This is a genomic window from Trichothermofontia sp., assembly GCF_053493415.1.
Genome location: NZ_JBRCAD010000204.1, coordinates 1 through 13,985 on the forward strand (window position 1 = coordinate 1; position 13,985 = coordinate 13,985).

Below are 13,985 nucleotides of genomic sequence, written 5' to 3' on the forward strand. Positions count from 1 at the left end.
TTTCCATTCAATTAGTTTCCCCAGCGAGTGGGGACAATCGCGCGAGATAACATACACTGTGTAGTCGCTCAATTTCCATTCAATTAGTTTCCCCAGCGAGTGGGGACACCGTGCGGAAGAAGTAGTAGCCGCTCTCGTCCGTGATTTCCATTCAATTAGTTTCCCCAGCGAGTGGGGACGCGTTCGCGGACGCGGCGGCGACCTTGTTGCAGGACCCCGATTTCCATTCAATTAGTTTCCCCAGCGAGTGGGGACCCCCCCTATTTAACCCTATATCCCGCCTGGGTTTCAAGCCCCATTTGCGAAGGGATCAGAAAAAACTGTCCAAACCGATCCATAATCATCTTCCAAAATCGCTGAAACCTTTATCCCACAGATCATCGATCGCCTCAACGTAAAACCGTCATCCCAGCCATTTCGCCACCCCCTCGCACCCAATCCCTCAAACAATAATCGAACTCGGCGGCTGCGTCAGCGGCACCCCACCCCAAACCACCACCTGACCCAACGTATGCCCCGACAACGGATAAAACCGAATCGAATCTTCACGCAAATCCACCCGTTTTTTTAACCGTGCCTGCAACTCCTCATACTTCGCCACCGACAACAAACACTCAAACACACTATACTGCACCCGTCGCCCATAACCCTCCAACAAATCCGCCACCCGCTGGCGACGCTTATTACACGGAATATCATACGCAACCACATACAACAACATCGCCCCACCCACCCATAACCCATCCCTTTAACCTAACGAATCAAATATGGTTCATACAACAACGCCGAATTATAAACAAACTGCTTATACCCCTTCACCTGCTGATTCAACAAATCCCAACGCGGTTGCCGCTCCCCCGATTCTCCAGTGGAGATGCTACGCGATCGCACCTGCACCGTCTCCTCCATCCGCTGCACAAACGCCCGCAAAAACTTTTTCCGTCCCACTTCCCCCAAAAAACAGCCCCCATCCCGAAACTCAAAATCCGCCGCCGCATCCATCACCCGACTATTCACCAGCCACAACACCAACGAATCAATCAACGGTGCCCGAAACTCCTCAATCAAATCCGAAGCCAGCGCCGCATGACGCTCACTCCCCTCATGCAAACAGCCATAGTACGGGTCCAAGCCCTGCAACTCAATCAACGACAGCAAATGATTCCAAAGCACCTGATAGCCAAAACTGAGCATTGCATTGACCGGATTCCCTGGCGGTCGCCGCGATCGCGCCACAAACACAAAATCCGGATGCGACAAACACACCCCAAACGCCGCAAAATAACTGGCAGCCCCCGCCCCCTCCAACCCCATAAGTCGCTCCACCGACTCCGCCCGCAGCACCTCCTGCGCCAAATGGTCCAACTGCGCGATCGCCATTGCCAGCGTCGATGAATCCAGCCGCCGTTGCTGCCGTAATAGCAACACCCGACAATTCTTCAACTTCGCCTGCACCAGCCGCTGCGCCACCAGCAACCGTTCCAACCGCGACAATTCCTGCTGATACCGCGCCAACTGCCGATAGCCCCGCGCGATCGCCAACACCCGCCCGTAGCAATAGCCCATGCGGGAGAGGTAGGCGATCGGAATCTCCCGCCAGAGACAGGCCCGGATCACCTGCGTCGTCAACTGCGACTTGCCAAACACCAGGATTTGCTCCACCAGCGGCAACTGCACCGACTGCACCACCGCCTCCCCCCGCTTCACCAGCAACGTCTCCTGATGCAGCGACACATAACAGCCCTGCTGCGACAGATAGAGCGTCAACATCCCCTAGAACCGCTCCCCCCGCTCCAGATCAGACTCATCCTGCGACTGCACCAAATCCGATCGCGATCGGCCCAGCAACTCCGCCCGTTGCGCCTCTGGTTGCAAATAGCGCACCACCTTATCCGCCAGCGTCGCCGACACATAGCTAGCGATCGCCACCAACAGCGTATTCACGATCACCGCCATCAACCCCAACGGCGCAATAATCAAAATAATCCACGTCAGCACCCCATTCACCACCGCCACCGCCAGATTGCGCATCCGTGCCGATTTCTTAGACAAATACATAACAACAGCCTCCTGCTGAAAAACACATGTCAATCGGGAGAGCCAAGATGGCCATCCCACAATCAATAGATACACAACCTGATTAGGTTCCGGAGTATCCCTATTCACCCAACGCTCTAAAACCAGGGACGGACGATCGGTTCAATTGGCAAACTCGTTGCCACCGGAATCACCGCGATCGTGGCATTTTCCACCACCGTATTGCCCATAATCGTATTGTGCATCGCCTCAAACCGAGAGACATCCTCCGCCACCCGCTCATAATGCAAAATCACATGAAACCGCTGTGGAATTACCTCACCCGCCGGCGATCGCACCACCGCCTCCCAATCCCCCGGTTCAGCCGCATCCGCCGCCTTACGATACTGTTCCGCCAACGCCTCCAGCGCGATCGCGATCGCATGATTAGCCGTTTGGCCATAGAACACTTGCGTTACCGCTGGCTGCCCATTTAGCGCAATCTGCCGTTCACAACCAACCGACCCATCGCCCTGCGGGGCTATACTGAGCGCAATCGCCATCTGAGTTGGCGATCGATCAAGATCAGAAGTATTCATCCCTGGCTCCCAAAATTCTCTAAACGTAATGACTTAGCCTGCCCTCACCCTAAATCCCTCTCCCAAATGGGGAGAGGGACTTTGACCTAGCTCGGTTCCCCTTCTCCTGGGAGAGACGTAAGAAGACGCATACCGCTCAGGGGGAAAGGAACTTTGACCTAGCCCAGTTCCCCTTCTCCCCTTTTGGGAGAAGGGGCTAGGGGATGAGGGGGCTTTGTAGCCTGAGTCGTTACCCCTAAACAACCGCCACCGTCTGATACAGCAGCTTACAAATTTGGTCATTCAAGCGATCGAACGGATTCCCCTCCCCCAAACGCACCACAAACCGCATTGCCCGCCGCAGATTAGCCAGCAGCCTATCCACCTCATCAATTGCCGACACCCCCGCCAACTGATGCACCGCCTCATTCCGGCGATCGCAATACTCATTGATTTCCTTAATCGCCACGACCACCTCCTGCAAATCCGGAAAATACGCCAGAATCGCCATCAACGTAAACCGCCCGATCGCATCCTCCGGCGACACCCGCAACGCCATCCCACTTGGTAATCGATACCCTTGCAAGTACTGATAGAGCCGCCCCTGATCAAACTGCCGAATGATCGCCCACGCTTCCGCCCGATCGCCATACTTCGTCGAAATTGCCAACCCCATGCGATCGGTCACCAAAACACGAATCAGATTTTCATGTAAACCCGATACCAGTACCAAAAACTCCGCATAACGTTGTAACTTTAGCAAAATCAACGCTTGATAATAGGCATCCCGCAAAATCGCCGTCATCTCCTTCCGCCGCAACGTCGCAATCTCCTGTAACCACACCGGATCAACCGCATCCTTAACCAGCAGCAAAGCATTAAACGCGCGATCGAAATCCCGCACTTGGCGATAGTAACCATATTCCAGAAGTGCAAGGGCGATCGGCGTTTGCAGATGGCTTTCCTTAAGGCTCACCAACGCCCCTTGATAGTTATAATCTCGAATTTGCTGCTGAATCACTTTATAGTCAAACTCATCCCGTAAAGGCGTCACATCCATTGGCACGACACGCGCCTGATGCGATCGCATCTGCTGGGGATCACGCACCTGCCACACCCGACTCTGGGGGGCATAACCCGCCGCTTGCAGCAAACTCCAGGCCGACTTCATCACCGGCGTCCCCGACGACGCATTCAATTCCAAATAATCCCCCGGTGCCAAGTCTGCCTGCGCCTCTTTTAACAAAGCCGATCGGGCTGCCTGCGCTGCCAGTAATAAATTCACCGGGTCTTCCGATAACCGCCGATCCACGGGTACCAACCGAATGCGATCCGGGTCAAGCGCCAGTTCCGTACTCAGCCAAGTTTGGGTATCGATCGCGCCAGTTGCCGTCTCTTCCGTATAAAGCAAGATGACCCGCTTAATGACCTGTTGCTGCTGGAGTAAATGCTGCACCAAGGAAACGATCGACCCTTCCGTATGGTTTTTATCCGAGAACGGGTCTTGTTTACCCACAAACGAGAGGAGGATACTAGGCATCGCGATCGGGTTAGGAGAAGGACAGCAGACAGATGGTTTTTATCAAGAATTAGGGAACTTCAAAGGAGTCTTTGTGGGGATGGGAGGGTTCGATGACAGCATCTTCATAAACTGCCGCTAAGGTTCCCGAAAATCCCACACTCTGCAATTCAAAATGATCGCTTTCCGGTAAATAAGATTGCAACACCCACAACCCTTCAGGATTACGCCGAAAGCACTCAATCCGTTGATGACGGGTATTAATCAGCACGTATTCTTCCAAGCTGGCTAAGGTCTGATAATCGGCAAACTTATCGCCGCGATCGAAGGCTTCCGTCGAGTCAGATAAAACTTCCACAATCAACTTGGGAAACCGCTTATAAGTCGGCGTATCTTGATCCTGGGGATCGCAAGTGACCATGATATCGGGATAATAAAAACAATTGCAGGCTTCAAGGCGAGCTTTCATGGCGGTAATATAGACGCGACAGCCACTCCCCCGGACATGGTTGCGCAGCAGGGCAAAGAGATTACCCGCGATCGTGACATGGGTATCACTGGCCCCGGCCATTGCATAGGCTTCGCCATTGATGTATTCGTGTTTGGTGGGACTTTCGGCTTCGAGTTGGAGATAGTCGGCCACAGAGAGGGTGGGTTGGGGAGAAGCAATCATGGTCGTTTGGGGGCAAGGATTGGTTGAAGGTTATGAATCGCTATACACTAGCGATCGGGTGCAAATAATTGCTGAGCCGTTAAAGCTAAATTTGGGACAACGATCGATACAATGCTTGTGTCTCCTGTAAAAATAGCTTGTTCATAGGTACCCTCCAGCCACTGGCAGACGGTAATCTGCTGTTCCTCTGGATCAACAATCCAATATTCATTAATGCCACGGGCGGCATATTCCGTAAATTTATAACGATAATCTCGATTACGATTGACCATCCCCGGTGAAACGACCTCAATCACCAAAGCTGGGGGAGGCATATCGTGCCGGATAACCGCCCGATTAGCTCCCGCTAACGCGGTATAGGAGGCTTCCGTATGAACCATTAGATCCGGTAAACGGCAACTTGCCCGCCTCCCGCTGACTTCAATTTCCGTATCTTTATGGGCTACCCAATAGTAGGGAAATCTCTGGATAAGTTCGATATAGAGTCGCTGTGCAATCCGGTTATTCTCCGGACTCTCCGTCGGCATTTCAACCAGTTCCCCATTCTCTAACTCATAGCGAATATCCGTACCATCGTCGTAAGCTAGGTACTCGTCAAAGGTAAAAAACTTAAGTGCAGGATTAGCCGTTGGTGTCATGGGTATTGTGTCCTAACGATACGACAATGAAGCTCAACAACCTTCAATCCTGGCCTAGGGAGTCAAGTCCCCACTGATAGAGCGATCGTAACACGGGCTGTTCAGGGATTGGCCAATCCGCCACACACACCTCCCGTAGCAGTTCCTCCATTGCTTGGTATATCGTCTCTGCATCGGCATGAGCGATGCCAGGGAAGAGCTTTGACTTGAGGTCTCCCAGCGTTAAGGATTCACCCCGATGTACCGCACTATTACGCAACTCGTTAATTTGCTGAAATTGTTTGATCAGCGGTGCTTGATCTTCCAATTGCGCAATTCCCTGCCAAGCACGCCATAGCTCACCAAAACTAGCCTTGTAATTCTTTCCCCAACTTTTCTTGTCTTCTGGCAGCTTAATATAGCCTTCCCCAATCCAATCTTCAAGCTTGGAGCGTAGAAACAGCAGTCGCTCCAGCGTTTGACTAAAATAAATAAAGGCAATGGAAACATGATGACGCTTAAGTTCGAGCCAGATGAGAAAAGTCGATTCCCAGATTTTGAGAAGTTGGTTGATTCGGTTTTTCTGTGGAGGTGCACAAATTTGGGCAATGTAGTCTTGAACTTGGGTATGCATACCTGTGGGCATTAATTGCCTACCTTTTTTAGTCGCGACCCAATTCCTGAGTTGTTTGAAGGCATCTTCCATTTGCCAGTTGGTTGCCAGTGCGAGATAATCCGCCAATGCATACAAAGCTGGACGGCGATCGCGGTGGGTTTCCAGCCAAACCTTCGCCTCCGTAAAATCACCCCGCTCCCATGCCGACAGAATCCGTTCCCGCTCCACCGGCCAGAAATATTCCCCCAAATTAATCTGATTAAACGTTGTTGCAGAACGAACCTGCCTTGCGGTTTCACCGACTTCCTCAAACGCGGGGCTGGGTTCCTGGGGAACCACTTGCTCCACTGCACACTGACGCAGCAGCGTCGCCGCACACATTTCCAAAGCATTGGCAACCTGTGGCACTGAGCCTTTGGTTTGCACCTGCAACGTTAGGCCGGCTTCCGGATCTTGGGTAAAGTGTTGTTTCACATAGTTCAGTAGAAATGCTTCGATCGCCTGCCGGATACTAGCAACCTCATTAACCGCAACCTGGGGTGCCCAGACCTCGACCTCAACCTGGGGGTAATCCTGACGAATTTTTCCGGCCATGAGTTCAGCTAACCACAGCGTATCCCCTCGCCGAAAATTCCACGGCACACTTTCCGGTTGATCAGTACCCCACAGGATAATCTGACGCAATCCCTGCGGCACCTGGTCTGCTAAAATCACGCCATCTAAGATCAATTCGACCGGGCTGAAATCCTGGGCCTGAACGCACTGGCGATAGAGAATCTCGCCGAGATGACGCACACTATACCGAAATTCTGGCTTCGGATCATCGCCATGATAACCGCGTTCTTGGCCTACTTCGGCATAAAGTTCATCCACATGGGGCGGATGACCGCGATCGCCATCGGCACCAAGCGATCGGACAACGCCATCCCGGCAACGCCAACCCACCTGACGGGTCCCAACCGTAATTATGAGTGTTTTCATTGATAATCTATGGATGTTGAATAGTGACCAAATTTTTGTGATTGAACAACAGATAAAAAGTAACCCATCACTTAGCAACTCATAGCAAAGATTTGCTTTGCTGTTAAGGAAAGTTTGGGAAATAAAACAGATTCAATTCGTTCTTCGTCACGAAAAATCTTCGCCGGTAAGTATTCACCATTATCCAGTTGATAGATTGTAATCGTTGGTTGTTTAGGTGAACCAATGAAACGAATTCCACCTAATGCTGCATAGTCAATAATCATGTACTCTAAAATACCCAAGTCTTCATATTCGGCGACCTTGGTCAGGTAATCGTCTTTCCAGTTCTGACTCACAACTTCAATCACGCCCGGTGGGGGCACATAGGCCGCCGCAGAACAAGAACTGGTTTTCATCTGTTGCCATTCATCCTGAGCAAAGATCACGATATCAGCTTTCCGACTTTTGTCCTTTTCACCCGGTACTGTCCTGAGACGTATCTGCTTAGACTGCCGGCACACGTAGGGTAAGTCATGCTCTTGACAGTAGGTGTCCAGATAGGCACAAAGCCGTTGAGTGAGATCTTCATGGTTAGCATTGGGTTCGGATAAGGGCACAGGAATTCCATCCAATAACTCAAAGGCTCTACCGGAACCATCATCCCAGGCCAGAAATTCTTCAAAGCTTAGGGGTTGAGAAAGCGTGGCATACATTTATTCTAATTCCGTTATTGTTACTAATCCATTTAATACTAACAAATTTTCCCAGTATTTATGCACCAGTGAGAATACCCAACAAACAACCGATCAAATCTTCTAAATCCGTCGGAACTCGATATAGGTTAAGATCTTGGGTAATGAGGGTATCCGTCAGTTGGGCAAATTGCCAAATATTACCCGTTGTAATCACGCCATAGCAATCACCCATTTCGATCATCTCGACAGCCAGTTGGGTAAAGCCACGGGTGAGATCATCGCGTTTAGCCTCAACCACGAGCAGTGTGGTTTGACCCCGGATCAGATAATCTAAAGTGCCTTTGCCATGTTTACCGGAAACTGGGTATTCAATGTTTAGACGCAGATTAAGTTGCTCAACAACATGAAACAAAATGGGCGATACCAGGGTTTCCCGACGGGCTTGTTCACTGGTGAGTGGTGTGAGTTGAATACGACGCTCTAAAGACTGCCGGAACTGGCTCAGATCCGGGGTGGGCCGTTGTGGGAGTTTTAAGGGCTGGATGGCCCATTGATAGCCCAGTTCAGCCAGAATTTCATCTGGCGGTTGGCTAAATTCCGTAAACTGGTTGAATAGATAAATTTTATCGGCTTCCAGGATTGGCATGGTTGTTGATATGAGGTGAAATATGCTCATCAAGCAAGTATTGGATATTCATAGGGAGGATGTGACCTCAATTACAGTCTGATTATCTGTTTGATTAGCTTGCATCTGCCGGAGATGGAGCCGCGCAGGGGATGGATTTTGCTGCTGTTGCTCGCGCTGTTGACGTGAAAACTCTAGCCAATCGGCAATGTAAGTGCTAATTTGATCATCCAGGGTTTGCTTCAACAGCATCAAGGATTGGATGATCGAGCTTTTGCCCGCAGAGTTGGGGCCGTAGAGCAGCGTAATGGGTCTAATTAAAAGTGGGGCGACATCGGCAAATGCCTTAAAGTTTTTGAGTTTGTATTCTCTCAGCATAATCTTCAGTTCCAAGGAAAGATTTGAGCAAATTCGCCGCCGGAAGTTCCTTGCCGCAATTCACCCAGATAGCGCCGACGGGGATCTTGGGTAGCTCCAAATACTGTGACCACCTGGTAATCGCCCAGATCGGCAATCCAGACTGGGGAGGGTTTCACGCCGCCCTGTACCTGACCACAGAGGTTGCCATCGTAATCAATCTGTCCCCGTTGATTGCGGACTTTGAGATCATCACTGTGGAGCGTTGCCAAGGCATAGGGTTTGCCAAAGTTGTCATCGCCGCTGCACACGATGATCCGGCAGTGGGCATCTACGGCTTCTGTCCAGCGATCGCGCCGCACCTGCCCAGCCTCTAGCGGTTGGTGAGGATTCAGGGGACAGTCGGCCAGTCTCCCTAAGGCATCGTAAAACGCATGCAATCGTTGCCGAAACCGTTGCTGGAATCCCTGCACATCATCGGGCAATGACCAAAATGTATTCTCTGTCTCTGGAATCAGGGTGGAGCCGCGCCACCAAGGGGCACGCTCCCTAGTTTTGCGAGAATAGCAGGGTCGTCTGGCTCCCTGACCCAGCCCGCCCAGATGGAACATCAGCCAAGTCAGGTTTTGGGCGAGAGTTTCTATGGTCCTGTGCTGTTCTGGAGGTGTTTCCGAGGAATGGGCCAGAATCAGAGTGCCGGACTGTTCGCCACAGGGATCATTTTTGCCCTGGGTATTGGGGCGGGCTTCCCGTTGCACGACCCGACCATTGGCAATCCTGACGGTCAGGTAGCCCCTAGATTGGCGAGGACTAATCGCTCCAAAGATCTGTCCTTCTAGCCGTTGCACGTCCTGGGAGGGCAACACCCCCAGAGCAAAGGCGCGGAACCAGTAGCGCAGCATAGATTTGAAGGCAACAGGGCGAACTTCCGCATCTGGGTTACCCCGCATTTGCCACTCATTGCGGTGATCGTTCCAATTCCATTGGGTAAACTTCTGCCGTCCGTGAATCAGTTGGCCTTCTAGGGTAAAGTCCACACTGAAGAACTGATCAGCAGCCGTAGACTGCCCCGCCCTGACCAAACTGCCATAGCCCGTATTGACTTGGGAACCGATGCCCGCTTGGAGTCCCTGGCTCAGCCATTGCTTGACTTGGGGGAGAATTTGCGGATCGGCTCCCGGCATCGGACGGATGCCAATCAAAAAGGTGGCCTCTGACAGGGAGAAAAAGGGATTGGGGTTCGGCGAATAGAGTAAATCTCGACCCGCTGCATCCCACGACCAAATGTTGTTGGCCATATCAACAGCTAGTCCGCCGCCATTGCCAGATTGTTGAGGCAGGGGGTAAGCATCCAGAAAAATAACCTTGCCTGATCGCTCTTCGCTGTTTTTGCTGTCCAGATAGCCGAAGTATTGGCGTGAAATAACTTCCTCCGCCCGTTTCCAAGAAAAACCTTCCTGCTCCATCAGTTCTCGAATGGCTTGGGTGCGAGCAACACCGCGCAGGGTGCTGGCAGGAATGTAGGGCATTCCTAGGGCATCAAAGGCGGGTAGCAGGATGCTTTCTGGCCCCCGGTGACCTCCAACCCGAATCCGCCACAGGCATCTAGCCTGAAAGGTGTTGTCTTCACCCGCAATCAGCTTAGTGCGGTTGGTGAGGGTGGTGAGGCGATCGCGATAATTAGCCCGCTCTTCTGCCATTTGCAGGATCTGGACTTTGGTGGGATCTTTGTAGGCACTATCCGGCGATCGCATCCAGCGCAAATATTCAACGAAACTAGCTGTCGCATCTGGATCAGGCGTTGGATCAAGCGGATGTTCTAGCCAGGGTGAGGGTTCATCGCCATTGCGACCACCATTACCACCACTGCCCCCCGATCGGTTGCCCCCTGATCCTCCTCCCCCGCCCGTGGTGATCACCTTTTTAGGCTGTCCTGCTCCACTCCGTTGGGTGGCAGGGCTAGGACGGCTAGTGGACGGCTTGCCAGAAGGCTTGCCGGGATGTTTGGGTCGTTCAAAAACCATGGCTTACTGCCCTCCTGTGATATCGTGATAGACAGCAGTGGCCCAAAAGCTGAATTCTTGGGCAATGGCTAAGCCTAAGCCCGTTAAGCCGAGATAGTCTTCCGTTTCCAGGTTCTTCAGCGTTTCTAAGCCCGGTTGTCCCGCTAGATCGGTTCGTCCTGCAATGGTTTGCAGGCATTCAAAATATTTGATCACCACCTGCCTTTTACCCTCTTTCTCTTTACTAATGGCTGCTTCCTCAGCCTTCAGCCGCATTAGCCCCCAGGTGGAGAGGTAGGTATAAAGTTCTACCGCCTGGTTTCTCTGTTCCTTTAATCGAGCATCATCTTGGTTGGGTTGTGCCCGCAGTTGGCTCAGGGCTTCATAGACTGGCTTGCCGATTGTCCGTGGATCAAATCTCATAAACTTTCTCCCACTTTATAAAAATTACGAGCGATATACATCTCGACGATGGCCAATATGAACAATTAGAACAGTTTGTGCTTCATCATCAATGTCATAAACTACGCGATAGTCTCCAACTCGAATTCGCCAACCCTCTCGGCCCTTTAACTTTTTACAACCCGATGGCCTCGATTCTTCAGCTAAGGCTCGTATCGCGTCTCGAACCCTTTTGTAGTTATCTTCTGCTAAATCTGATATAGCAATCCCATATGATTTATGAGAATGGGTATGGTCGGAAGTATCGCTTGTATTTATTCCAACCTAGTCTATCTTACAAATGGTTTGGGATTGCTATAACTCTTTCTGAGCACCGCGTAGAATTGAGATCTGATAACCCATACTTGTTATATTTTGTTTGTTCAATTTCTGCGATCGCTGCTTCAAATGGGATAACGTCATCACCCGCCGTCTTAGCAGCATCATACGCCTGAATCGCCGCCAACTCTTCCAAGGCATCTAGAAGCTGTTCATATTCCTGAATGTCCAAAACTACGGCAACCCGATTACCGGCTTCGTCAACCAAATATCGTTCTTTCAAACCATGCATAGACTTTCCTCCTGATGATCAGCTTAATTAATCTGTCGTTCAGACGACATCCAGATCTGCACAAAACCGCGTCCTAGACTTTCCTGCCCACCAATCTGAAGAATGGCGCGATCGCTATCCTCCAATAGTGCTCTAAAATCACGCTGAGCCTCTACCGCCTGTCCATTCGCCTGGGAGGTCACCCCCCACGGAAAGTACATCAGTGTATCAGGTGGAATCGCCTCCTCATATCGAAAACCACCGTCAACCGTTTTATGGGCATCCAGTTTGACTTTCACCTGCCGCCAGAGGCTCATCTGGATTAACGTGGCACAATGCTGATCAGGCACTACCACCACGCGCTTAATCCCACTGGAATGGTCAGATTGGGGCATAAAGCGATGCCATTCCTCCCAGGCTTGCAGTTGCTCTCCTTTAAGGATGGCATCTTTCAAGTAAATAGGTTTGCCCTTGGCTAGGTCGGGATGCACAGCGCACTGATCTGACACATTGGGAACAGACGCTTCTTCCAGATTTAATCTGGCCCAGCGTTGCAGCAATAAAGGACAACTGACCCATACCACACCATGACTGAGAGAGGGGACAGGCAGCCAGAGTAGGGAACCGTCACCAATCCAGATCGATCCTTGTTCTAGCTTATCGCCCGCGTTAATCTCATTACCAAATAAACGGTATTTTAAATCCTTGTCCTTGACACTAGCCCGCAGCCGTCCCCGAATGGAACTGGAGGGAATGTAGGGCAAATCGGTGTGGGACTCACGCGCAATCCCCAAAAGATTGCCTTCTTGGGTCGCGCCTCCTGTGTGAAGGGGAGACAGCAAATAGAGATAAACGAGATTGCCAATCATGCCAAGTAGTCTCCATTTAGATTCTGAAAATTTGTTTGATTCTTGCCCAAATTGGCTGATACTCTTCGGGTGATAAACTGCCCATATAAACCAGCACTCTTCTGACATCTACTGCCCGGATTTGATCGAGCAGCACTACCGACTCTTGCGCCAATCCGCCAGTTCCTATCGCTAAAGTGGGATACAGTGTTAGATTGTTTTGCACCCAGTCTCCCTTTTGAGTGGTCAATGGCGCGACGAACAACATGGGATATCGCATTTGACCTTCAGGAATACCCACCACAAGAGCAGGGCGTTTTCCTTCCTGTTCTCGTCCTCTGGGTTGATTAGAGGGTAAAGCAATTAGGACAATATCTCCAGGAGCTAGGGTTTCAGCCAAGCGTCTTGCCTCCTTTAACAACAAACCCGACTCCGGGTGCGTAATGGATCTGTTTACCTGGAGGTATTCCCTGTTCACCCCAGTTGTAAGCAGGCAAATCCTCCGCCAAATCTGCCTCTAGCCATTCATCTGTTTCGGTGTCTACCCCTTCCAGTGGCAATGCTGCGATCGCCGCCAGAATTTGAGTCGGGGTTTTAGCGGCTGAGGGGGTGTCAGCCGGGGTAATGACAACCGAAACATGGGTGCCTTCGGGAAGGGCAAGCGGCTGGGTAAGTTTCAAAACACCCTCTTCATAGATGGCTTCAACAGTTAGATTCATCAGTTGTCTCCTTCAGCAGTTTCTAGGGGTTTGAATGGAATCCACAATAACTCTGAGTAGCCCAGTTGTCGCATCCGTTTCGCCCGCGCAAGGGCTTTACCAGGTTTTGCGTTGGGTGCATCCGCATAGAGGGGTTGGGGATGCTTGAGGTAATATACACTCCCTGGGGGGGCGGCAAATACCTGGGGAGCCGGAATACTTTTTCCGGAGCCATCTTTATCCTGAATCCGACAACTAATGGGAACTGGTTTATCCGTGGCGACTCCCACTAAATTATCTGACTTCCACTCCCAAGGATAGGCACGACAGCGGGCAATATCACGATCGCGACCCTCTTTAGAAACCTCCCGATGAATCCGTTCAAAAATACCGGGCGTAATCAGGTAAGCCATGCACCGTTCTGCTTGTTGCCGATGCTGATTAGAGGCTTGCTCAAGTTCCTCCCACTGTTCTTTTAGACAGTCACAGCGCTCTAGAATAGCGCGATGTCCTTCTCCACCTAAACGCAGGGTCACAGGTGTGGAGATTTCTTGATCCAGAGCGATCGCTAAACGCCAACCATCCTTTAATCGAATGGCATTCTCGACAAAATAGCCATCCGCATCTTTGACCTGACGTGTTCCAACTCAGAAGTGTTGAATCCAGATATAAAACTTTACACTTGAGGGTGCGAGAGTCATACAAGCGTTTCTGGAAGCAAATCGTAGCTCCAATGGACGAGCGAACAGCGACGGCTGAGTTCTAGTTGCAAATAGCGAAACTTGT

18 protein-coding genes and 1 pseudogene are annotated in these 13,985 nt (G+C 51.2%); all 19 read right to left on the reverse strand.

Annotated features, from left to right (window positions below):
- Positions 1-442: 442 nt before the first annotated feature.
- The gene (gene cas2, locus ACWIUF_RS17920; protein ID WP_448573885.1) at positions 443-721 is read right to left on the reverse strand and encodes a CRISPR-associated endonuclease Cas2; all 279 of its coding nucleotides are present in this window, start codon (positions 719-721) and stop codon (positions 443-445) included.
- A 32-nt stretch (positions 722-753) separates the two neighbouring features.
- Positions 754-1,770, reverse strand: a complete 1,017-nt coding sequence (cas1, locus tag ACWIUF_RS17925; protein WP_448573886.1) for a CRISPR-associated endonuclease Cas1 — start codon at positions 1,768-1,770, stop codon at positions 754-756.
- Between the two features lie 3 nt (positions 1,771-1,773).
- Entirely contained in the window at positions 1,774-2,058 is a 285-nt protein-coding gene (csx18, locus tag ACWIUF_RS17930; RefSeq protein WP_448573887.1) for a CRISPR-associated protein Csx18, read from the reverse strand.
- Positions 2,059-2,174: 116 nt separating this feature from the next.
- Complete coding sequence (locus ACWIUF_RS17935; protein WP_448573888.1) at positions 2,175-2,615, reverse strand: hypothetical protein; 441 nt, start codon at positions 2,613-2,615, stop codon at positions 2,175-2,177.
- A gap of 235 nt (positions 2,616-2,850) precedes the next feature.
- Complete coding sequence (locus tag ACWIUF_RS17940) at positions 2,851-4,134, reverse strand: hypothetical protein (RefSeq protein ID WP_448573889.1); 1,284 nt, start codon at positions 4,132-4,134, stop codon at positions 2,851-2,853.
- Positions 4,135-4,183: 49 nt separating this feature from the next.
- Entirely contained in the window at positions 4,184-4,786 is a 603-nt protein-coding gene (locus ACWIUF_RS17945; RefSeq protein ID WP_448573890.1) for a Uma2 family endonuclease, read from the reverse strand.
- Positions 4,787-4,833: 47 nt separating this feature from the next.
- Positions 4,834-5,424 (reverse strand): Uma2 family endonuclease, encoded by a 591-nt coding sequence (locus ACWIUF_RS17950; protein WP_448573891.1) that lies wholly within the window; start codon positions 5,422-5,424, stop codon positions 4,834-4,836.
- A 43-nt stretch (positions 5,425-5,467) separates the two neighbouring features.
- Positions 5,468-7,000, reverse strand: coding sequence for a hypothetical protein (locus tag ACWIUF_RS17955; RefSeq protein WP_448573892.1), 1,533 nt, complete (start codon positions 6,998-7,000; stop codon positions 5,468-5,470).
- Between the two features lie 71 nt (positions 7,001-7,071).
- Complete coding sequence (locus tag ACWIUF_RS17960; protein WP_448573893.1) at positions 7,072-7,695, reverse strand: Uma2 family endonuclease; 624 nt, start codon at positions 7,693-7,695, stop codon at positions 7,072-7,074.
- Between the two features lie 58 nt (positions 7,696-7,753).
- Positions 7,754-8,323, reverse strand: coding sequence for a hypothetical protein (locus ACWIUF_RS17965; RefSeq protein WP_448573895.1), 570 nt, complete (start codon positions 8,321-8,323; stop codon positions 7,754-7,756).
- 48 nt (positions 8,324-8,371) lie between these two features.
- Entirely contained in the window at positions 8,372-8,680 is a 309-nt protein-coding gene (locus ACWIUF_RS17970) for an AAA family ATPase (protein ID WP_448573896.1), read from the reverse strand.
- A 5-nt stretch (positions 8,681-8,685) separates the two neighbouring features.
- Entirely contained in the window at positions 8,686-10,683 is a 1,998-nt protein-coding gene (locus ACWIUF_RS17975; RefSeq protein WP_448573897.1) for an RAMP superfamily CRISPR-associated protein, read from the reverse strand.
- 3 nt (positions 10,684-10,686) lie between these two features.
- Positions 10,687-11,085, reverse strand: a complete 399-nt coding sequence (locus tag ACWIUF_RS17980; RefSeq protein ID WP_448573898.1) for a hypothetical protein — start codon at positions 11,083-11,085, stop codon at positions 10,687-10,689.
- Between the two features lie 24 nt (positions 11,086-11,109).
- Entirely contained in the window at positions 11,110-11,382 is a 273-nt protein-coding gene (locus ACWIUF_RS17985) for a type II toxin-antitoxin system RelE family toxin (protein ID WP_448573903.1), read from the reverse strand.
- Positions 11,383-11,398: 16 nt separating this feature from the next.
- Entirely contained in the window at positions 11,399-11,674 is a 276-nt protein-coding gene (locus tag ACWIUF_RS17990; RefSeq protein WP_448573899.1) for a hypothetical protein, read from the reverse strand.
- Between the two features lie 23 nt (positions 11,675-11,697).
- Entirely contained in the window at positions 11,698-12,522 is an 825-nt protein-coding gene (gene cmr4 / locus ACWIUF_RS17995; protein ID WP_448573900.1) for a type III-B CRISPR module RAMP protein Cmr4, read from the reverse strand.
- A 16-nt stretch (positions 12,523-12,538) separates the two neighbouring features.
- Positions 12,539-12,901, reverse strand: a complete 363-nt coding sequence (locus ACWIUF_RS18000) for a type II toxin-antitoxin system PemK/MazF family toxin (RefSeq protein WP_448573901.1) — start codon at positions 12,899-12,901, stop codon at positions 12,539-12,541.
- Positions 12,894-13,220: an antitoxin family protein gene (locus ACWIUF_RS18005; protein WP_448573902.1), complete on the reverse strand. Its 327-nt coding sequence runs from the start codon at positions 13,218-13,220 to the stop codon at positions 12,894-12,896. The genes ACWIUF_RS18000 and ACWIUF_RS18005 overlap by 8 nt, the downstream gene beginning before the upstream one ends.
- Positions 13,220-13,831 (reverse strand): annotated as a pseudogene (locus ACWIUF_RS18010) (type III-B CRISPR module-associated Cmr3 family protein); the annotation flags it as partial. The gene ACWIUF_RS18005 and the pseudogene ACWIUF_RS18010, both read right to left, overlap by 1 nt.
- Positions 13,832-13,985 lie beyond the last annotated feature (154 nt).

Bases quoted from the DNA above. Each gene is read 5' to 3' on its own strand.
- ACWIUF_RS17975 (WP_448573897.1), bottom strand. From the start codon at position 10,683: ATGGTTTTTGAACGACCCAAACATCCCGGCAAGCCTTCTGGCAAGCCG.
- cmr4 (WP_448573900.1), bottom strand. From the start codon at position 12,522: ATGATTGGCAATCTCGTTTATCTCTATTTGCTGTCTCCCCTTCACACA.
- ACWIUF_RS17945 (WP_448573890.1), bottom strand. From the start codon at position 4,786: ATGATTGCTTCTCCCCAACCCACCCTCTCTGTGGCCGACTATCTCCAA.
- cas2 (WP_448573885.1), bottom strand. From the start codon at position 721: ATGTTGTTGTATGTGGTTGCGTATGATATTCCGTGTAATAAGCGTCGC.
- ACWIUF_RS17935 (WP_448573888.1), bottom strand. From the start codon at position 2,615: ATGAATACTTCTGATCTTGATCGATCGCCAACTCAGATGGCGATTGCG.
- ACWIUF_RS17960 (WP_448573893.1), bottom strand. From the start codon at position 7,695: ATGTATGCCACGCTTTCTCAACCCCTAAGCTTTGAAGAATTTCTGGCC.
- ACWIUF_RS17950 (WP_448573891.1), bottom strand. From the start codon at position 5,424: ATGACACCAACGGCTAATCCTGCACTTAAGTTTTTTACCTTTGACGAG.
- ACWIUF_RS17955 (WP_448573892.1), bottom strand. From the start codon at position 7,000: ATGAAAACACTCATAATTACGGTTGGGACCCGTCAGGTGGGTTGGCGT.
- ACWIUF_RS17940 (WP_448573889.1), bottom strand. From the start codon at position 4,134: ATGCCTAGTATCCTCCTCTCGTTTGTGGGTAAACAAGACCCGTTCTCG.
- ACWIUF_RS17965 (WP_448573895.1), bottom strand. From the start codon at position 8,323: ATGCCAATCCTGGAAGCCGATAAAATTTATCTATTCAACCAGTTTACG.
- ACWIUF_RS17980 (WP_448573898.1), bottom strand. From the start codon at position 11,085: ATGAGATTTGATCCACGGACAATCGGCAAGCCAGTCTATGAAGCCCTG.
- ACWIUF_RS17990 (WP_448573899.1), bottom strand. From the start codon at position 11,674: ATGCATGGTTTGAAAGAACGATATTTGGTTGACGAAGCCGGTAATCGG.
- ACWIUF_RS17970 (WP_448573896.1), bottom strand. From the start codon at position 8,680: ATGCTGAGAGAATACAAACTCAAAAACTTTAAGGCATTTGCCGATGTC.
- csx18 (WP_448573887.1), bottom strand. From the start codon at position 2,058: ATGTATTTGTCTAAGAAATCGGCACGGATGCGCAATCTGGCGGTGGCG.
- ACWIUF_RS18005 (WP_448573902.1), bottom strand. From the start codon at position 13,220: ATGAATCTAACTGTTGAAGCCATCTATGAAGAGGGTGTTTTGAAACTT.
- cas1 (WP_448573886.1), bottom strand. From the start codon at position 1,770: ATGTTGACGCTCTATCTGTCGCAGCAGGGCTGTTATGTGTCGCTGCAT.